The organism is Mucilaginibacter sp. cycad4 (genome assembly GCF_034263275.1).
Lineage (GTDB): Bacteria > Bacteroidota > Bacteroidia > Sphingobacteriales > Sphingobacteriaceae > Mucilaginibacter.
On record NZ_CP139559.1, the window covers coordinates 7,078,704 to 7,097,509 of the forward strand.

The following is an 18,806-nucleotide window of genomic DNA, read 5'->3' on the forward strand; positions in this document are numbered from 1 at the left end:
TTGTTGTTTTACAAAGCTTGCCCTGTAAAGACAAGACGGTAAATATAATATTTGTTTAAATAACGATAGATAAAAACCTTTAACCTTTATCCTTTTGCCTTTTACCTTAAATAATATTTTTAAGGTTCTCCAGCATATCAGCTACCATTTTGGGCAGATCGTATTCCAGTTTCCAGCCCCAGTCGTTCTGCGCGTAGCTGTCGTCGACTGATTTTGGCCAGCTATCGGCGATGGCTTGTCGCGGGTCATTATCGCTGTAGCTGATCTCAAATTTAGGGATCAGTTTCTTTATTTCGGCAGCTAACTGCTCAGGTGTAAAGCTGATACCTGCAAGGTTATAGGATGAACGGATGCTGATTTTTTCGGCCGGGGCACCCATCAAACTAATGGTAGCCCTGATGGCATCGTCCATATACATCATCGGCAGGGCAGTACCTTCAGCCAGAAAACTTTCGTAGCTGCCGGTTTTTAACGCATGGTGAAATATATGTACGGCATAATCGGTAGTGCCGCCGCCGGGGTTAGCTTTCCAGCCTATCAGGCCCGGGTAGCGGATGCTGCGTACGTCGAGCCCATATTTATTAAAATAGTATTCGCACCAGCGCTCGCCGGCCAGTTTGCTGAAGCCATAAACTGTGTTGGGATCCATTACACAATACTGTGGTGTATTATGCTGCGGCGAATGCGGGCCAAAAACAGCTATTGAGCTTGGCCAGAAAACTTTATTTACTTTAAACTCAACTGCAAAATCCAGCACATGCAGCAAGCCGGTCATGTTCAGGTCCCAGGCCATTTTGGGTTTTTGTTCGCCTACGGCGGAAAGTATGGCTGCTAAAAGGTAAACCTGCGTGGGGCGGTGCTTATCAAATATGTGGTGCAGGTTATCTTTATCAAGTACATTGATCAGTTCAAAGGGCCCGGTGCTGCCGCGCATGGCATAGGTTGGGCTATTGATATCTGAAGCTATAACTGCTTCGGCCCCGTGTATATTTCTCAAAGCCATTACCAGTTCGGTGCCGATCTGGCCGTTGGCGCCTATCACTAAGATCTTTTCGCTCATGCAATTTTGAGTTTACGGGGCAAAGGTAGGGTTTTTAAGTGAGTGGTTGGGAGTCCGCAAGTCTGATGTCCGAAAGTCCGGAAGTTCAGGCCAATTTTAACCTTCCGGACTTCCGGACATCGGACTTCAGACTTTTTCTGCGTTAGCGATAGTAGCGGATACCGGTCAATGAGCGTAATGCCTGCAGGCGTATGAGCGGATAGCGCGGCCGGAGGTAACGCCCATATTCTGAACCATAATTTTTAGGATTTAAGGATTGTCCGGATGTTGTCTGAATCAGAATTATTTATCATTTTTTTATTGTCATTCAATTAATTCTCAAATTCTGAAAATTCAGGTTCAAGCAGAAAAAGATCCAAACGAACGAAGAAGTCACAAGTCCGCCACCCGCTGGCTTTCGCTCAAGACTTGCGCCCAAGGTCGGATTATCAGAATTACTTATCATTTTTATTTGCATTCTGTTAATTCTCCAATCCTGAAAATTCTGATTCAGGCAACCAACCATTCACTTAATCAACCCAATCAACCACTCACTAATTCCCCACAAAAACCATAGACTTAATATTTCTCCGATACCAAAAAAATGTGCATATTTGAGGGTTTAACTTTTAAAACACATAATTAATTAAAAACAGGCGCTGTGAAGCAGCCTGATACATTTCAAAAACAATTTAAAAAATGAAAGTCGCAGTAGTAGGTGCTACAGGATTAGTAGGCACCAAAATGTTGCAGGTTCTTGCAGAACGCAACTTCCCCGTTACAGAATTAATTCCCGTAGCTTCAGAAAAAAGTATTGGTAAAGAAATTACTTTTAAGGGTAAGCAGTTTAAGGTGGTTTCTGTTGAGGATGCGATTAAGATGAAGCCGGACGTAGCAATTTTCTCGGCCGGCGGAAGCACTTCATTGCAGCAGGCTCCTTTATTTGCAGCTGCTGGTACAACTGTTATTGATAATTCATCGGCATGGCGTATGGACCCAACCAAAAAATTGGTTGTGCCCGAAGTAAATGCTGATGTGCTTACTGCCGAAGATAAGATCATCGCTAACCCGAATTGCTCAACCATACAAATGGTAGTGGCTTTAAAACCACTGCACGATAAATACAAAATTAAAAGGGTTGTAGTTTCAACCTACCAATCGGTTACGGGTACAGGTGTTAAAGCTGTTGATCAGCTGTTTAACGAGCGTAAAGGTATCGACGGGCCGAAAGTTTACCCTTACACTATCGATTTGAACGTGATCCCGCAGATTGATGTATTCACCGAAAACGGTTATACTAAAGAGGAAATGAAAATGATCCTCGAAACCAAAAAGATCATGGGCGATGACAGCATCAAAGTAACTGCTACTACTGTGCGCATCCCGGTTATGGGCGGTCACTCTGAGTCGGTTAACATTGAGTTTGCAAATGATTTTGATCTGGCCGAAGTACGTGAGTTATTGGCTAACGCGCCGGGTATTGTCGTGGTTGATGATACCGCTAACCTGAAATACCCGATGCCGCTTGACGCGCACGATAAAGACGAGGTATTTGTAGGCCGCATCCGCCGCGATGAAACTCAGGACAATACACTTAACTGCTGGATAGTATCTGATAACTTGCGTAAAGGTGCAGCTACCAACGCCGTGCAAATTGCAGAGTACCTTGCTGCTCAGCATTTGATTGGTCAGCCGGTTGAGGCGTAAGTAGAATATTTCTTTTCATAAGAATAGGATAGGGATAATCATTTGGTTATCCCTATTTTTTTATATATCCAAATTCATTACCTACAAATTCAACGGGCAATACTTCGAAAAAATAACAAGCTAAAAAACAAGCATCTGGCACTGATTTGCTACGAATATCCGCCGGATTTGCTTTTTTTGCGTATCTTGTTTACCGATGAAAACCTTTAAGTTTATAATTGTTTTCTGCTGCTGTTTTTACTCAGCAAATTTGTTTGCCCAAAGTCCGCAGGCCATTGAAGCTGATCTGTTACGGATTTTTAAAAGGGTGAACTATTACGGTACTCACAAAAAAGAGTGGAAGGCTGTCGATTCATTGGAGAAAATGAATAAAATCTTCGGCTTTAAACTGAAGTATTACACCTCCAAATATCCCGAAACTATTAATTATCCATTTACCGAACTGGTTAAAGAGCGGGTAGTGATAGCCAGATCTGCCGATGGCTTGTTCCGCACCTATTCATGGGATACCAGGCTGGGCAGCACCGGCTATGATTTTGACAATGTATTGCAGTACAAAGTTAATGGTAAAACATTTTCTTCCTTAAAAATGGATTCGGTAGGGAAAAAGCATAACCCGGTTTACTGGTACTCTAAGATTTATACTTTAAAGGCTAATAATAAAGTTTATTACCTGGCTGCGTATAATTCGGTACGTTCAAGTGTGGATGCTACCCAGGGCATCCAGTTTTTTACTATCGAAAAGGATAAGTTAAATGGTACGGTATTGCTGGTTAAAACCCAAACCGGAATGCATAGTAAGTTATATTTTGATTATAATTTCCTGTCGGTAGTTAATATGAAGGTGATCCCGACTATTTATTACGATGCTAAAACACAAAGCATCCATAGTCCGTTAGTTAATGCAAACCGACAGGTTACCCGCGACTATATCGTGTATAAATTTACCGGTAAGTACTTTGAACGGGTAAAAAATTAACTTTGCCCCATGATCTCTTTCGCCCATCGCGTATTTATGGAAGTTGCCGCCAACCTGAGTTTCAGTAAGGCTGCCCAGGTGCTGTTTATAACCCAGCCGGCCATCAGCAAGCACGTTAAGGCGCTCGAAGATCAATATAAAGTACCCTTGTTTGAGCGTAAGGGCAACAGCATTTTATTAACCGAAGCTGGTAATAAGCTAAACGAGTATTTACAGCAGGCTACCGAAATTGAACGGAAAATTGAGTATGATCTTTCGGTGCTAAGCAATCTTTCGCAAGCTGCCGGGCATTTACGATTAGGTGCGAGCACAACTATCGCCCTGTATATTTTACCGTCGATACTTTCAGGCTTTCAGCGTGAATATGCAAATGTAGATGTACAACTGGTAAACCGCAACAGCGAATATATTCTGAACGCTTTGCTTAACCATGAGGTTGATATCGGTATTATTGAGGTTGATAATAAGCTCACTACGGTTTCATACAAGCCATTTATGAGCGATGAGGTGATCCCGGTTTGCTCGGCTAAAAGCCCACTGGCCGGGAAATCATTAACCTTAAAACAGTTTGTAAAAACACCTTTGGCCGTAAGGGAACGCGGTTCGGGTACGTTGAATGCAGTTTTGAAAGCGCTTTCACCTTTACACATTAAACCGGCCGATCTGTCGGTGAAGATCCGTCTTGGTGGTACCGAAGCTTTGAAAAACTTCCTGCTGGCCGATCAATGCCTTGGTTTTATGCCCCGGCCATCCATCATCAGGCAATTGGCCGAAGGCGACCTGGTTGAAGTGCCTGTTGAAGGCCTTAGAATTACCCGTAATTTCTTTTTCATCCGCCGTAAGGGAACGGAGGATTATGGGCTGACAAGCAACTTTATCAATTTTGCGCTGCAGCATACCGGACAATCTTCCGAATGATTAAGTACGTAGTGGCTAAGTAAAAACTTTGCGTCTTCGCGTCTCTGCGAAGAAGCTGCTTAAGGAGCCAAACTCCGGATAAATTACTAATCAATTACTTATAGCCTCTTTTTAAATTCCTAAAACCATCCTTGTTTTTACCTGTATTTATATTGTATTTAATTTTTATAATCATTAATTAAAAAATTATAAATTATGGCAAGTTTAAATGGTCGTAAGGTAGCTATCCTTACCGAAGAAGGATTTGAGCAGGTTGAATTAACAAGCCCAAAAGAAGCCCTGGAGCAGGCAGGTGCAACAGTACACGTGATATCGCCAAAAAGCGGAAAGATCAAAGCCTGGGACAAAACCAACTGGGGCATCGAGATTAATGTTGATAAACAATTAAGCGAAGTAAGTCCTGATGATTACGATGCGTTGGTTTTGCCGGGCGGTGTGCTTAACCCCGATAAGTTAAGACAAAATAAAGATGCCGTGGCATTTGCCTCTGCTTTTTTAGATGAAGGCAAACCGGTAGCAGCTATCTGCCACGGCCCGCAATTGCTGATAGAAACAGGTATGATCAGGGGCAGGCGGTTAACTTCATACCCTTCGCTACAAACCGACCTTAAAAATGCCGGTGCCGATTGGGTTGATGAAGAAGTAGTGGTTGATAACGGCCTGGTGACCAGTCGTCGCCCCGATGATCTGGAAGCATTTAACCGTAAGGCTATTGAAGAGATAGGCGAAGGCGTTCATCATGTGTAATTCCTGAACCGGGGTTTTTATTGGATTTTTGAGAGTACAGGATTTTTCTTTGGTTTAAAGAGCTCTGAAGAATCTGAATTGGGGTTTTATAAGATTTGAGATCAGCTGGATTTTCTAATTAAGTCAAAGAAAAATCCTATTGATCCTAAAAATCCCCCCAAATCCCGGTTATCTTTGCCACCATGCCCTCCTCAAAAAAAGCTTTGATTATTGGCGCCGGTATAGCGGGTATTGCAACAGCTATCCGCCTGGCGGTAAAAGGATATAAAGTTGAAGTTTATGAGGCTAATAGCTACCCCGGCGGTAAGCTGAGCCAGTTTGAGCAGGATGGTTACCGGTTTGATGCCGGACCGAGCCTGTTTACCATGCCGCAATATGTCGACGAGCTTTTTGAACTGGCCGGCAAAAATCCCTCCGATTATTTCAGGTATCAAAAACTGGATCCTGTTTGCAAATACTTTTATGAGGATGGCACCCGGTTAATGGCCTATGCCGATAAGGAAAAGTTTGGCAATGAGATTCAGCAGCAAACCGGTGAACCAGCTATGGCTGTAAATAAATACCTTGCAAACAGCAGCCGGATCTATAGTATTACGAATCATGTTTTTTTAGAGCGTTCCCTGCATCAGCTCAAAACTTACCTGCGCTGGGATACCGTTAAATCAATATTGAGATTTGGAAAAATAGACGCTTTCCGCAGTATGCATAAGGCTAACCAAAGCTTTTTTAAGGATAAGCGAATTGTACAGTTTTTTGACAGGTATGCAACCTACAATGGCTCAAATCCATATGACGCGCCCGCTACGCTGAACGTGATCCCGCACCTGGAGCAACACTTTGGTGCTTATTTTCCTGAAGGGGGGATGTATAACATAACTTCTTGTTTAGTGGTACTGGCCGAATCATTAGGTGTGAAATTTCACTACAATAACCCGGTAGCAGAAATTGTATTGCGAGGACACCAAGTAAAAGGAATCAGCACTAATAACGGAGTAATTGAAGGGGACCTTGTGGTATCCAATATGGATATTTGGTTTACTTATCATACGCTGCTAAGTGTGTATCCCAAGCTCCATCCTCAAAAAATATTAAGCCAGGAGCGGAGCAGTTCGGCCCTGATATTTTATTGGGGGATCCGGGATCAGTTTAAAGAGCTTAACCTGCATAATATATTTTTCAGTGCTGATTACGAGGCGGAATTTAAACATATCTGGCAGGAAAAAAACATTTATCATGATCCTACCATATACCTTAACATTAGCTCAAAATATGAACCCGGTGATGCTCCTGGGGGTTGCGAAAACTGGTTCGTGATGATCAATGTACCGGCCAATACCGGGCAGGACTGGGATGCGCTGATAGCTGAAGCGGGGAAAAACATCTTGAACAAGTTAAGTCGCCTGCTGGGTAAAGATATTAGACCGCTGATATCTAATGAAAGCGTTCTTGATCCGCGAAGTATAGAAAGCCGCACGTCCTCATATCAAGGCTCCCTGTATGGTACCAGTTCAAACAGCCAGTTTGCTGCGTTTTTGAGGCATGCCAATAAATCGTCTAAAGTAAAAGGTTTATATTTTTGCGGGGGGAGTGTACATCCGGGAGGGGGGATTCCGCTTTGTTTGTTATCGGCCAAAATTGTGAGCTCGGTAGTGGGCTAAAAGATGCGCTACCACTATAGATAGGCTGCACCAGAGCTACAAAAGATTTGTAGAAACAGTAAAATGAATAAATTTTAGCGTGCCGGAGGTCAATGTCATTAAGTTAAGGGTTAATAAGCTGGTTTAAAGTTAGAATAAGTTCGGTGTTTACTATTTGTTTGCCTGTTTTTTCTGACTCGTGGAAAGGTTCTATCTTTTCTCACGGGCAATATATCTCTGATAAAATGTTTGTGTAATACCTCTAAAATGTGATCGGCATTATTGTCGTTGAAAATAGCCACTAAATTAATCTTTAACTTTCCAAAGGACTTATTTTTATTCACTTTCATGGGATATTTTCTATTTATCAGATTATTATCTACCGATGCTTGAGCATCTTTTATTAAAACAGCATGTAGGTTGGTCATGAATACAGTTGCATAAAAGTCCTGCTCAACCGATTCAACGGTTAGGCCGCTGAAAGCTTCCAATTGCAGGATATTTTTCTGAATCGATATATTAGTTTCTACGCCCCATCTCAAAAAGTAAAGCGCCTTAAATTCACTATTGGGATAACCTTCTTCTTCCCAAAGATTGGTTACCAGCACCTCTACCGCGTTTTCCAGTTCTACCCGTACCAATCTCAGTTTTAATAATGTTTTATTGGTTGTGATAAACCCACTCTCTTTTAATGATTTGATAGCTGTAGTTACAGGGGCTAAGTAAACAATGGCCGTGTGTTTACCTCCTGCTATGAAATCCTTTATCATATTCTGATCATTCTTTCCCCTGATGACAAATTTGATTTCCTCTTCAGCCCACAGATGCAAGGCAAACATCTTATAACTGCAAAAATTCCGGTCATAAATAACCAGCATATCTTTTTTCAGTTGTTCTATCGCATCATAAGCCATTGGTACCTCACCATAACGATAAGGCATGATCCGGGACATCAGAACAAGCTCATTCAGCACGTCATAGTGGTAAAATGTCTTTGCTTGTACGAAACACCCACTCTGATTGCTTGCACCTCCAAAATAATTGCTTAGCACAGGTGTGTTTACTAAACTGACGTTAGAACCATCTGCGGAAACTACCCGAAAACCCTTCCAACGTTTTATATCCCCCTGCTTCGCATGATGGTAATAACTGCTTAATAGAACATTGTTCCACCAGTAAAAGAAAGATGCTTTTAATTTTATACGTTGTTGGGTAAAGGCGCTTACTGAGCAGGGACTCTGACCTCCTAATTCTTCAAAAAACTTTTCAAGTTCTATGCTAAGTGTTTTCTTACAGAGCTTAACTATAAGTAAAACAAGTCGTTCAAAGGGGAGTTTTCTATTTCGGGTGAAGTCTTTTTCAGACTTTCTGAAATTATTCAACAGAGGTTCGTTCTGGACAATTAAAGAAACAAAGCTTTTTAGTTCGGAAATAATTTTTATTCCTATTTTTATCTCGGTCCTGGCCATTAAGGTTGTAGTGGTGTTTTGTGTTTTAGTCGATTCAAAACTACTTACTACAATCCTTTTTATTCCCTTTTTCTTCCTTAAGAATACTAACCCTCAACTATTTTCCCTTAACTTAATGACATTGGCCGGAGGTACGCAACAAGGGTGTTAGGCAACAGATGGTATCTTAACTGCGTTATCTCAGAAGGTGTTTAAATTTAATTGTTTTAAAATGTAGAGAGACGCATCACATGCGTCTCCCGCATGCAAATTCTTGAAGTTAATGACTTACAAAGCGGCTTGTCCGCTGGGAGATGCATGTGATGCGTCTCTACATAAAAACTTCTCGGGAAGACAAATACATAATTTTTAGGAATTATAATTTTACCAATTATTTTACAGATATTGCGCTGCCAGTACGTTTGGGCCTGTAAACCAACAGGCTACCAGCTATTTTACTGCAGAGAACCAATTATAACAAAATATGATCATGAAAAATGTTTACCTGTTACTTGCCGGATTTTTATTGGCCGGTTTTACTTCATGCAAAAAGAAGGACGTTTCGCCGGGTAATTCCGGGAACGTTCCCGGTGATACGGTGGTGAACACCGGAAAGGCATTGCCGGCCGGCGCAAAAGATGGGGTTACCTTTATCAATTCGGGTAAATCGGTTATTTTTAACCTGTATGCGCCCGGCAAAAAGTCGGTATCGGTTATCGGTGATTTTAATAGTTGGGATACCAATGATACCAAAGCGGTAATGAACAATACGCCCGATGGTAAACGCTGGTGGGTACAGATTGATAATATAGATCCGGCCACTGAATATGGCTACCAGTTTTATATTGATAAGTCATTAAAAGTTGCCGATCCATACACTGAAAAGGTACTTGATCCTGATAATGATTCATACATATCTTCAGATACCTATCCCAGCTTAAAAAAATATCCAACCGGAAAAACTACCGGCAATGTAAGCGTTTTCCAGGCCAATCAGCCCGCGTACAATTGGAAAAATGCCAGCTTTACCCGCCCGGATAAAAAGAACCTGGTTGTTTATGAACTTTTGGTGCGTGATTTTATTGATGCGCATAATTACCAAACCCTTACCGATACATTGAAGTATCTGTCCAATTTGGGTGTTAACGCCATTGAGCTGATGCCGTTCAATGAGTTTGAAGGCAACCTTTCATGGGGCTATAACCCGTCCTTTTATTTTGCCCCCGATAAATATTATGGTACCAAAAACGCTTTGAAGGCTTTTATTGATGAATGCCATTCGCGCGGGATAGCAGTGATCCAGGATATGGTGCTTAATCACTCCTTTGGCCAATCGCCAATGGTACAGATGTATTTTAATACAGCTGCAGGCAAACCTGCGGCCAATAATCCCTGGTATAATGTAGATCCAACACATCCTTATAATGTGGGTTACCAGTTTAACCATGAAAGTGCCGACACCAAATATTTTGTAAAGAACGTACTTAAATTCTGGATGACGGAGTATAAGATCGATGGCTTCCGCTTTGACCTTTCAAAAGGATTTACGCAGGTTAATTATGGCACATCTGATGCAGCTGTTGGTCCCTGGGGGCAATATGATGCCAGTCGGGTAGCCATTTGGAAAGATTATAATAACTATATCAAAAGTATCGACAATAATAATTTCTACGTGATACTGGAACATTTTGCCGCTAACCAGGAAGAAAAAGAACTGGCCGGCGAAGGCATGATGCTTTGGAACAACCTGAACTATAATGCCAATGAAGCCACTATGGGCTGGTTAACCAACTCCAATTTTCAGGGCTTGTTTTATGATCAGCACACGTTTACGCAGCCTTATAACCTGGTGAGTTATTTTGAAAGCCACGATGAGGAACGCCTGCAGTTTAAAAATGAAAGCTATGGCAATGCGGTTGGCAGCTACAACGTGAAGGACAAAAATACCGGTTTGGCGCGCGAGGAAATGGCGGCTGCTTTCCTGTTCTCTGTTCCGGGCCCTAAAATGCTGTGGCAGTTTGGCGAGCTTGGCTACGATGTAAGCATTGACCAGGGCGGCCGCACCAGCAATAAACCCATCTACTGGAACTACAACACCGATCCCAACAGGAGGCATTTGTACAGCATTTATTCAAAAATGATTAAGATGAAGGAAAAGAACGCTGTATTTGCCTCAACAAATTATACGTACAGTCTTGGGGGTGCAATCAAAACTATCCAGCTAAAAGACGTCAGCGCAAATGTTGAGGTGGTTGGTAATTTTGACGTGGTGCCACAAACCGGCAGCATCAGTTTCCCGGCTACCGGAACCTGGTACGATAACATTAGCAAAACCAGTATAAGTGTAACATCATTGCCATATTCTATGACGCTGCAGCCCGGTGAATATCACGTTTACAGCAGTGTTGCATTGCAGCAATAACAGGGTTAAAGCACTAAGTGTGAAGGCTTCAGGGAGTACACGGATGCTGTTTTTAAGAGGGGATTTTTAACTGTGAATTACACTTGCGAAATTAAAAAAGTGTAATTGCCTTATTTTTAATTAATTATTGAGTTATTAATGTTACCTTTGTAATAATTAAATAAAAATATAATGCAAGGAACAGTAAAATTCTTTAATGAAACCAAAGGTTTCGGATTTATTACACCAACTAACGGTGGCGCCGAAGTTTTTGTACACGTCTCAGGCCTGATCGACACTATCCGTGAAAACGATAGCGTTACCTACGATGTAGAGCAAGGCAAAAAAGGCTTAAATGCGGTAAATGTAAAAGTAGGTTAAACTATCAATTATATAAAAATCGTACAGCATCTGTTCAGCAATGAGCAGATGCTTTTTTTATGCAATAAAAAAGCCTTTAATTATTGGAACAATTATATACCCAAGCTAACCGCCGATCACAATCGCTTTTAAAACACGAGGCACCTACGGAGCCAACTCTTTATTTGATTTTATCTATAAACACGTTACTCCTACGGAGTTTAGGAAACCCTGTGGCCATACTCCGTAGGAGTAACGTGTTTATAGAAAGAATGTATATTAATAAATAGGCTCCGTAGGTGCCTCGTGTTTTAAAAGTAATTTCCTCCCCCCTTGGTTATAGGTTAGGTATTAATTTTATCTTAACCGAAGATCCTTCTTAAACCACCTCAGGGTTTACCATCTTTACCAAAGCATCAATAAACTTAGGCGCATCGTTCAGGCTTTCCACCAGTTGAACATGCTCGCCGCCGAGGGCTTTAAACTCATCGCCATACTCGGTAGTTACTTCATATACGGTTTCGAGGCAGTCGGCTACAAAAGCCGGGCAAAATACCAAAAGGCGTTTTTTACCTTCGCCGGCCAGTTTGGCTACAATTTCGCTGGTGTAGGGTTGTACCCACGGGTCGTTGCCCAGCCGCGATTGAAAGCAGATGGTATATTTCTCTCTCGGAATGCCCATTTTTTCAGCTATCAGCTTAGCCGTATGATGTGATTGTGCCGAATAGCAAAACCTGTTTGCATCGGTAAGCGTTTCGCAGCAACCTGCAGATTTAAGGCAATGGTTATGTGTATGATCAGCTTTGATCAGCTGCCTTTGCGGTAAGCCGTGAAAGCTGAACAAAACATGGTCGTAAGTTTCAGGGTTATATTTTTGAGCGTTATCTGCAAAAGTTTCAATCATCAGCTCATTATCATGAAACGAGTTGATGAAAGTGATATTTGGGGATGTTGGCCATTTTCCAACAATACCCATTACCTTTTCATAAACCGAACCTGTACTGGCCGATGCATATTGCGGAAACAAAGGGATCACCCGGATGCTTTCAACAAGGGCTGCCTTCAGTTTCTCCAAAGCCGATTCGATAGATGGGTTTTGGTAACGCATAGCCAGCTCAACCATATACTCATCGCCAAGGCGCTGTTGTAACGCCTGCTGTTGTAAAAGGCTGTAGTGTAACAGCGGCGAACCTGTTTTGGGATCCCAGATGGCCTGGTACAATTTAGCCGATTTTGGCGCCCTGAACGGAACAATAAGGCCTTTAACTAAAAGGGTACGTGAAATGGTTCCGATATCAATAACCCGCGGGTCCATCAAAAACTCATTCAAATAACGCTTTACATCTGCTGTACTTGGGCTATCCGGTGTGCCCAGGTTAACCAGTAAAATTCCTTTTTTAGCCATAACTGTAGGTGCAAAAATAGCAAAAAATGCCCCGTAAGTTATGACGGTGGTCACAATTTACAAATAAATGAGGTGTAAGTTTTATAATTCCCCGTCACTGTATACTCCCGTCATTGCGAGGCACGAAGCAATCCCCAACTTTGCAGGGAGATTTGCACGGTTACTGTCTGTTTTGGGGAATTGTTTCGTGTTTTATAATGATTTAGTTGTAAGCGGTTGATTATTAAGGGCGTTTTTTGATCGGGTTTCATGATATGGGCGTTGCCTGTGGCCGGGCTTTACGCTGCAAATCCTCGCCTTTCCTGCCCGCAAACCCAACCCGCGCTGTGGGCTTTCCTCTACAAATCCTGAGGACACACTTTTTTATGCAGGGACTAATTGCATATTAAACTGTAGTGCCAATTTTTCAAGTTGCTTCCTTTTCTGTTCTTTTAAATGGTTTTGATAGGCCTCTATTCCTTTTTCTACAAACTCACTGCCATTAGTCATTACCCTATAATAATAGCACGCTATCTTTCGCGCTATTGCCTTTATGGCGATAGGACTTCCCCGCCTTGCACGTATTCTCCGACCAAATGCCCCAAGAGCGAGGTGTTTGCTGTTCAATAGACCCTGGGCCAGATTTCTGAATATCAGCCCTGCATTATTTTGACGCTTCATCCGTACCCGTTTATGCATCTTTCCCGAACTCGATTTCATCGGTGCCAGTTTCAACCAGCCACTAAAGTGCTTTTCTGTTGGCCAGGGACTCATATCTGTTCCCACCTCGCTTACGATCTGGAGAAAACTGTAATCGGTTATTCCTGCTATGCCTATCGGGTCTTTGCCTCCTGTCAATTTCAGCAAAGGCTTATGCAGGTTATCTATTTCAGGTTTATGGTAACGAATCGGTTTGCGTTTTACAGCTGTTTCAATATCGTCTTTATCTTTTGACATATCTTTTAACTGACGCTCTATCTCTGCATCGCATTCTTTTATTAAACTATTGTAATAGCAACAGGTGCCATAAGCCTGACGCAAGGCGAACAGATGCTCCTCGCTATAATGCCCCTCCAGTGATTTAATCACCAGATCTCTTTTCTTTTCCAGTATCCGCTCATGACATAATTCTGCCAGCGTAATGGCATCTCTTTCGCCTCCAAGTATGGCTGTTATCATGCGTATTCCGCTCGCTCCGCTGATATCGTTAATCACTTCTGTAAAACGGATATTCATTTGGGTTAGAGCTTTCTGCATCAAGTGAACCTGTGTGGCGGCGGCACGGATATGATCTTGCCGCAAACGGAGGTAACTTCTAACTTTACGCATTTCAATTTCCGGTATAAAACTTTTCCGTAAAAGGCCATAGCCATGCAATTGACGAAGCCATTGACAGTCTTTCACATCGCTTTTTCGACCTGGGACATTTTTTACATCACGCCCATTTACAAGGTAAACTTCTACACCCGCTTCCTCCAAAACTGTGTATAGTGTTATCCAGTAAACACCCGTGGATTCCATCGCTACTGTATTGATACCTAAAGAAAGCAAGTAATCACGGATCGCGTTACAGTCTGCCGTAAAAGTGGGGAAGATACGGATCTGATCTTCGCCTGCATCTACAAAGAAATTTCTGCTGCCAATATCTATCCCTGCCGCATTGGGATGGACGATCTCAAGTGTTTTTGACATAAGCCTAATGGTTAAATTAAATAAGCTTTAAGGCCTGCTGCTTATAAAATTCGATAGCATCCTGCACGGGAATACCGCTCTATAGAACGGCATCACCAATAAACCTTTCAATAAGCAACTGGAACAAGATTCCCTATCAGGTAATTAACACTAATTTGTAGCACTGTTACTTCCTGTAAAGCCTTATCCAAATTTAAGGCATGTCCCTTTATAAACCAACCGGAAACCCGGCCAGACTTCCCTAACGCAGCCCCCGCGCAACATCCCTAAAATATATTTTATGCATCATTACGATTTTTTCCGGGGCTTAATAGTTGGATACAATGACGAGCAGCGAGCTATGAATTGGTCAATTTCTGCTTTTCGGGCAATGGAGCTTTCCACAACCTCCACCACGGCACGCCCGGCGATTCGTGATGCTCATAATGATATCCAAAAAAATAACAGCTAAAAAAAGCGGCTATATGGTTTCGGCGCTGACTGCGGGCAAAATGCCGGTTATCATGCTCTCCTTTGTGGGGCTGGTAGGTGCCGAAGTAAAATAACTGTAAGGTGCTTAGCAACGACGGCACCACCCAAAACATAATGAGGTTTGGCTGCGGGACCCAGATCTTCAGGATATTAAAAACAATAGCCATCACCACAATTTGCCATATAGACAAGTAGTTGCGAATAAACTGTACATACCACGCAAAAAAACTGCCCCTATGGTAATCCGGATCTTCATGTGTATGTACGTGAATATGATGCTTATGATGTTTGGTATACAATTGCGGGTACCAAAATGAGGCATATAGAAAAGTACTCAGGTAACCAACAAAGTTATTTATACTTCTATTGGGCGAAACTGTACCATGCATGGCATCATGCGCAGTGATGAACAGCCCGGTATACAGGTGCATCTGCACTAACATGAATATATAAACAAAGGGGTTCGCGAAACTGAAGCGCCACTGCATCAGCAATATAATGCTTGTTGCCCAGCAGCCAATTACCAGGGCTGCTACCAATAAACCGATATATGAAGGGCGTTTTTGCATGTTACGGTATTACAGCAAAAAGCGTGCTGTTAAAAACTTTCAAGCGCGGCTTTTACTTTTTGCATCAGCCACATGGGGGTTGATGTAGCGCCGGCAATACCAATGGTATCATTTGGTGCAAACATGTTTTTATCCAGTTCGTCGGTTGAGGATATGAAGTACGTGTTGGGGTTATGTTTGCGGCATACTTCAAACAGCACCTTACCGTTTGATGATTTTTTGCCCGATACAAAAACGATCTTATCAAAACGCGTTGCAAATTTAGGCAGGTCTTTATCGCGGTTGCTAACCTGGCGGCAAATAGTGTCATTGGCCTTAAGGGCATATCCGCGTGAAATAAGCTCATCCTTTACCGAGTAGAATTTATCCATACTCTTGGTGGTTTGGCTGTACAGTGTGATATTATGCGGAAGTTCTACATTGTCCAGCTCGGCAATATCCTGGAAAACTATCGCTTCATCATTGGTTTGCCCCTGCAGGCCAACTACTTCGGCATGACCGTGTTTGCCAAAGATGAGGACCTTCTCGTTGGAGTCGTATGAGGTTTTGATGCGGTTTTGCAGTTTAAGTACTACCGGGCAGGAGGCATCAATAAGGGTAATATTATTTTCTAAAGCCGTACGATAAGTATCGGGGGCTTCACCATGCGCACGGATGAGTACCTTTTCATTATGGAGATCTTTAAGCTGGCTGTGTTCAATGATGCGCAGGCCTCTTGCTTTCAGGCGTTCAACCTCTTCATCATTATGCACAATATCGCCAAGGCAATACAGGTATCCGTCTTCTTCTAAAATCTCCTCGGCCATATCAATGGCATAAACCACTCCAAAGCAAAAGCCCGAATCCTGGTCAATAGTAACCTTTAACTGATAATCTCCCATGGTGTTGCAAATTTACGGCAAAAATAACCGTTGATTGTAATGATTACGTTGATTTCGCTGATTATTTATATCACTAACCAGCTCATCGCCTTAGTTTAATACACAAAATTCAAAACAGCAAAAAACACAAATTGCGCAATCAATAATGCCGGGGCAGCAATGCTTTGCCGCTTAAATTTAAACTGCTCAAATATGAAAAGCAGCAATGCACTCAGCACGAACCAGCAAACATAGTTTTTAAACGGAACGCCGGCATCCAGCCAATGCCAGTAATCAAACTGTATGGCAATAGGCTCTATCAGAACATCGAGCAAGGTGAGGATCATAGCGCCTGAAAGTATCCTTACCAATGCACTTTTTAAGCGGCTTCTCTGCAGGGTAACACCCGCGGCATAAATCAGTAAAAACCAATTTACCCCGATCATCAGCGGGATCTCAAACAGTTTTGTACCAAGGGTACCGCCATACTCGTAATGCCCGAAGATCAAGCCGGTATGTACGCCGATGTATTCGGCCATAAAGCCTGCAATAAAAGTAATTACCGCAAACAGCAGAAACCTGCCGTTCATGCTGTCATAACTATAAATGATAACCGCGAGCATCAATAGCAAATGCCATGGTACCAGTGCTATAAATAATACGGTTAATGAGGGGATAATAAAGCCTGTTAACCCTACCAGGTGAAACAAGAAGATAACTATGATACAGATCCTGTTTTTTGCCCGGGCAGAATTATCGGATGCTATGGGCTTCAAATTTTTCGCCCTTTCCACATCGTGGTTTTGGTAAGATACCTTTGTATGGATAAAACAGCCACTATTAGCAGGCTAAACATCTGTGCAGGATGCAAAAGGATGTTATACTCTGCCTTTTGACCGGCCGAAAGGGAGATCATGATCCGAGTAAGAAAAATCAGGCCTGCTGTAAAAAGTATCAGCGGCATGTTCAGGGTTGTCAGGATAATCAGCGGACCGGCAATAATGATGGTGATGTACACCAAAAAACCAATGATGCTGTAGTTAAAAGCCGCAAGGAAATTTTTACTGAACCCATTTATAGCTTCGCCATATCCCCGGTACATGCGGCAGCTGATCATGCCGTTGGCCAGTAATGCCTCACCATTATAACGTTCGGTTTTGATCAGACGCATGATCTCTACATCTTCCACCACTTTATTTTTTACCGCTTTGTGCCATTGGTGTTTGTGATAAATGGCAGCATCAAACAACATAAACTGCCCGCTGGCAGCCGCCACAGAAGCATTTTTTACGATATATACCAGGCGCAAAGGCAGCAGGTTTAGCAATATGAAATGCATAAGCGGTATTACCAGGTTTTCGCCAAGGGTAAGCATGGTTTGATTGCTGAACAGGCTTAGTAAACCCAGCTGGTGCAAATGCATACGGTGCACGGCACTGTTGATAAGGCGGTTACTGATCTGCTCGTCGGCATCTAAAAACAGCAGGTATTTACCATCGGCCTGTTTGGCCATTTGATGACAGGCGTAATTTTTACCCATCCAGCCGCCCGGTAATTTACCGCCTTTTAATACCCTGAAGTGAGGGTGCCCGGCGGCAAATTCAGTACAAACCCGGTAAGTATCATCGCTTGAATCATCATCATAAATAATAACCTCATAGTTGTTATAATCCTGCTGATGAATGGAATTTAACAGCGTTAATATATTTTCGGCCTCATTACGTGCAGGGATGAGGATCGAAACTTTATCAGAATAATACCTGCCTATATGGGGCAGCTTAGGGTTGGAGATATAATTGAACAGTGTTACCGCAAACCTGAGTATGATAAAAAATAGGGTTATTAATATAGCTATTGTCACTTTTTATATATCAAATTCGGTTTGCAGTAGTTTGGATGCTTCGTAGTGCCTTTGGTAGGCTTCCTGTAAGTTACTTATGCTTTTACCGGTGTAATTTTCTGGTTCGCTTTTTAAATAAACGGTTGCTGTTGGTTTTTTATGTTTAAAGTACTGGATAAAAGTTGAAACAAAAACCAGCTGAAAATTCCCGGTTGCTTTTTCAATTATCCGCATAACCCCTTTTTCAAAATTTATGTTTGTAACAAAGTTAGCATACAGTTTGCCCTGCGGAAACATTAAAACCAAATTTGCCGGGTCGTTAAGCAATTCGGCCGCATAATCGAGTGATTGGAGAATACTCTTTGAGTCTTTTTTTACAGAAAAAGCACCAACATATTTTAGAAACCGCTCTTTACGGGAGGTTTCTTCCAGGATCATCACATGCAGTTTTTTCTTCAATAGTTTTTCGTTGACACAGTACAGGATCAGTCCATCCCAAAAACTGAAGTGATTACCTATAAGCAGTACCGACTTGTTTTTATCTACCTCTATATCATTAAACAGCAGTTCGTGAAACGTTTTGCCAACTATCCATTTAATATAATGATGGACAATCCGGTTCATGAACAAGTTTTCTTTATTGCGGATCATATTTTGACACGAATGTATTGCATGTCGGCGACAATTTAATCCAATTGCACGAATTAAAGCAGTTAACACGAATACATTGCTTACTATACAATTTGACCGAATT

Annotated in this window: 16 protein-coding genes; 7 read left to right on the plus strand and 9 right to left on the minus strand. The window is 42.2% G+C overall.

Features of this window, described 5'->3' with window-relative positions; translation table 11 throughout:
• Positions 1 to 106 precede the first annotated feature (106 nt).
• Positions 107 to 1,060: an NAD-dependent epimerase/dehydratase family protein gene (locus tag SNE26_RS29340; protein ID WP_321557344.1), complete on the minus strand. Its 954-nt coding sequence runs from the start codon at positions 1,058 to 1,060 to the stop codon at positions 107 to 109.
• 678 nt (positions 1,061 to 1,738) lie between these two features.
• Between SNE26_RS29340 and SNE26_RS29345 the strand changes: the two genes are divergently transcribed.
• From SNE26_RS29345 to crtD, 5 genes are all read left to right on the plus strand, one after another.
• Positions 1,739 to 2,746, plus strand: coding sequence for an aspartate-semialdehyde dehydrogenase (locus SNE26_RS29345; protein ID WP_090534105.1), 1,008 nt, complete (start codon positions 1,739 to 1,741; stop codon positions 2,744 to 2,746).
• A gap of 196 nt (positions 2,747 to 2,942) precedes the next feature.
• Positions 2,943 to 3,725 (plus strand): hypothetical protein, encoded by a 783-nt coding sequence (locus SNE26_RS29350; RefSeq protein WP_321557345.1) that lies wholly within the window; start codon positions 2,943 to 2,945, stop codon positions 3,723 to 3,725.
• Positions 3,726 to 3,734: 9 nt separating this feature from the next.
• A complete protein-coding gene (locus SNE26_RS29355) occupies positions 3,735 to 4,643 on the plus strand; it encodes a LysR substrate-binding domain-containing protein (protein ID WP_321557346.1) in 909 nt (302 codons plus the stop codon).
• Between the two features lie 195 nt (positions 4,644 to 4,838).
• Positions 4,839 to 5,390, plus strand: a complete 552-nt coding sequence (locus SNE26_RS29360) for a type 1 glutamine amidotransferase domain-containing protein (RefSeq protein WP_321557347.1) — start codon at positions 4,839 to 4,841, stop codon at positions 5,388 to 5,390.
• 182 nt (positions 5,391 to 5,572) lie between these two features.
• The gene (gene crtD, locus SNE26_RS29365) at positions 5,573 to 7,048 is read left to right on the plus strand and encodes a 1-hydroxycarotenoid 3,4-desaturase CrtD (RefSeq protein WP_321557348.1); all 1,476 of its coding nucleotides are present in this window, start codon (positions 5,573 to 5,575) and stop codon (positions 7,046 to 7,048) included.
• Between the two features lie 110 nt (positions 7,049 to 7,158).
• Here crtD and SNE26_RS29370 read toward each other — a convergent pair whose 3' ends face one another.
• Positions 7,159 to 8,496 carry an IS4 family transposase gene (locus tag SNE26_RS29370; protein WP_321555623.1) on the minus strand — a complete coding sequence of 446 codons (1,338 nt, stop codon included), beginning with the start codon at positions 8,494 to 8,496 and terminating at the stop codon, positions 7,159 to 7,161.
• Between the two features lie 469 nt (positions 8,497 to 8,965).
• Between SNE26_RS29370 and SNE26_RS29375 the strand changes: the two genes are divergently transcribed.
• Together SNE26_RS29375 and SNE26_RS29380 are read left to right on the plus strand one after the other, a co-directional pair.
• The gene (locus SNE26_RS29375) at positions 8,966 to 10,897 is read left to right on the plus strand and encodes an alpha-amylase family glycosyl hydrolase (RefSeq protein WP_321557349.1); all 1,932 of its coding nucleotides are present in this window, start codon (positions 8,966 to 8,968) and stop codon (positions 10,895 to 10,897) included.
• Positions 10,898 to 11,065: 168 nt separating this feature from the next.
• The gene (locus tag SNE26_RS29380; RefSeq protein WP_090528875.1) at positions 11,066 to 11,257 is read left to right on the plus strand and encodes a cold-shock protein; all 192 of its coding nucleotides are present in this window, start codon (positions 11,066 to 11,068) and stop codon (positions 11,255 to 11,257) included.
• Between the two features lie 358 nt (positions 11,258 to 11,615).
• On the opposite strand, the gene hemH is transcribed toward SNE26_RS29380, so the two are convergent.
• The 7 genes from hemH to SNE26_RS29415 form a co-directional block, all read right to left on the minus strand.
• Positions 11,616 to 12,641: a ferrochelatase gene (gene hemH, locus SNE26_RS29385; protein WP_321557350.1), complete on the minus strand. Its 1,026-nt coding sequence runs from the start codon at positions 12,639 to 12,641 to the stop codon at positions 11,616 to 11,618.
• A 363-nt stretch (positions 12,642 to 13,004) separates the two neighbouring features.
• The gene (locus tag SNE26_RS29390; RefSeq protein ID WP_321555135.1) at positions 13,005 to 14,312 is read right to left on the minus strand and encodes an IS110 family transposase; all 1,308 of its coding nucleotides are present in this window, start codon (positions 14,310 to 14,312) and stop codon (positions 13,005 to 13,007) included.
• Positions 14,313 to 14,650: 338 nt separating this feature from the next.
• Positions 14,651 to 15,352 carry a fatty acid desaturase gene (locus SNE26_RS29395; protein ID WP_321557351.1) on the minus strand — a complete coding sequence of 234 codons (702 nt, stop codon included), beginning with the start codon at positions 15,350 to 15,352 and terminating at the stop codon, positions 14,651 to 14,653.
• Between the two features lie 29 nt (positions 15,353 to 15,381).
• Positions 15,382 to 16,233 (minus strand): 4-hydroxy-3-methylbut-2-enyl diphosphate reductase, encoded by an 852-nt coding sequence (locus SNE26_RS29400; RefSeq protein WP_321557352.1) that lies wholly within the window; start codon positions 16,231 to 16,233, stop codon positions 15,382 to 15,384.
• Between the two features lie 95 nt (positions 16,234 to 16,328).
• Positions 16,329 to 17,006 carry a carotenoid biosynthesis protein gene (locus SNE26_RS29405; protein WP_321557353.1) on the minus strand — a complete coding sequence of 226 codons (678 nt, stop codon included), beginning with the start codon at positions 17,004 to 17,006 and terminating at the stop codon, positions 16,329 to 16,331.
• On the minus strand, positions 16,985 to 18,073 hold the full coding sequence (locus SNE26_RS29410) for a glycosyltransferase (protein ID WP_321557354.1): 1,089 nt from the start codon (positions 18,071 to 18,073) through the stop codon (positions 16,985 to 16,987). The genes SNE26_RS29405 and SNE26_RS29410 overlap by 22 nt, the downstream gene beginning before the upstream one ends.
• A 3-nt stretch (positions 18,074 to 18,076) precedes the next feature.
• Entirely contained in the window at positions 18,077 to 18,703 is a 627-nt protein-coding gene (locus SNE26_RS29415; RefSeq protein WP_321557355.1) for a lysophospholipid acyltransferase family protein, read from the minus strand.
• Positions 18,704 to 18,806: the final 103 nt, after the last annotated feature.

Excerpts from the sequence above, each read along its gene's own strand:
- SNE26_RS29340 (WP_321557344.1), bottom strand. The coding sequence starts at position 1,060 with ATGAGCGAAAAGATCTTAGTGATAGGCGCCAACGGCCAGATCGGCACC.
- SNE26_RS29345 (WP_090534105.1), top strand. The coding sequence starts at position 1,739 with ATGAAAGTCGCAGTAGTAGGTGCTACAGGATTAGTAGGCACCAAAATG.
- SNE26_RS29350 (WP_321557345.1), top strand. The coding sequence starts at position 2,943 with ATGAAAACCTTTAAGTTTATAATTGTTTTCTGCTGCTGTTTTTACTCA.
- SNE26_RS29355 (WP_321557346.1), top strand. The coding sequence starts at position 3,735 with ATGATCTCTTTCGCCCATCGCGTATTTATGGAAGTTGCCGCCAACCTG.
- SNE26_RS29360 (WP_321557347.1), top strand. The coding sequence starts at position 4,839 with ATGGCAAGTTTAAATGGTCGTAAGGTAGCTATCCTTACCGAAGAAGGA.
- crtD (WP_321557348.1), top strand. The coding sequence starts at position 5,573 with ATGCCCTCCTCAAAAAAAGCTTTGATTATTGGCGCCGGTATAGCGGGT.
- SNE26_RS29370 (WP_321555623.1), bottom strand. The coding sequence starts at position 8,496 with ATGGCCAGGACCGAGATAAAAATAGGAATAAAAATTATTTCCGAACTA.
- SNE26_RS29375 (WP_321557349.1), top strand. The coding sequence starts at position 8,966 with ATGAAAAATGTTTACCTGTTACTTGCCGGATTTTTATTGGCCGGTTTT.
- hemH (WP_321557350.1), bottom strand. The coding sequence starts at position 12,641 with ATGGCTAAAAAAGGAATTTTACTGGTTAACCTGGGCACACCGGATAGC.
- SNE26_RS29390 (WP_321555135.1), bottom strand. The coding sequence starts at position 14,312 with ATGTCAAAAACACTTGAGATCGTCCATCCCAATGCGGCAGGGATAGAT.
- SNE26_RS29395 (WP_321557351.1), bottom strand. The coding sequence starts at position 15,352 with ATGCAAAAACGCCCTTCATATATCGGTTTATTGGTAGCAGCCCTGGTA.
- SNE26_RS29400 (WP_321557352.1), bottom strand. The coding sequence starts at position 16,233 with ATGGGAGATTATCAGTTAAAGGTTACTATTGACCAGGATTCGGGCTTT.
- SNE26_RS29415 (WP_321557355.1), bottom strand. The coding sequence starts at position 18,703 with ATGATCCGCAATAAAGAAAACTTGTTCATGAACCGGATTGTCCATCAT.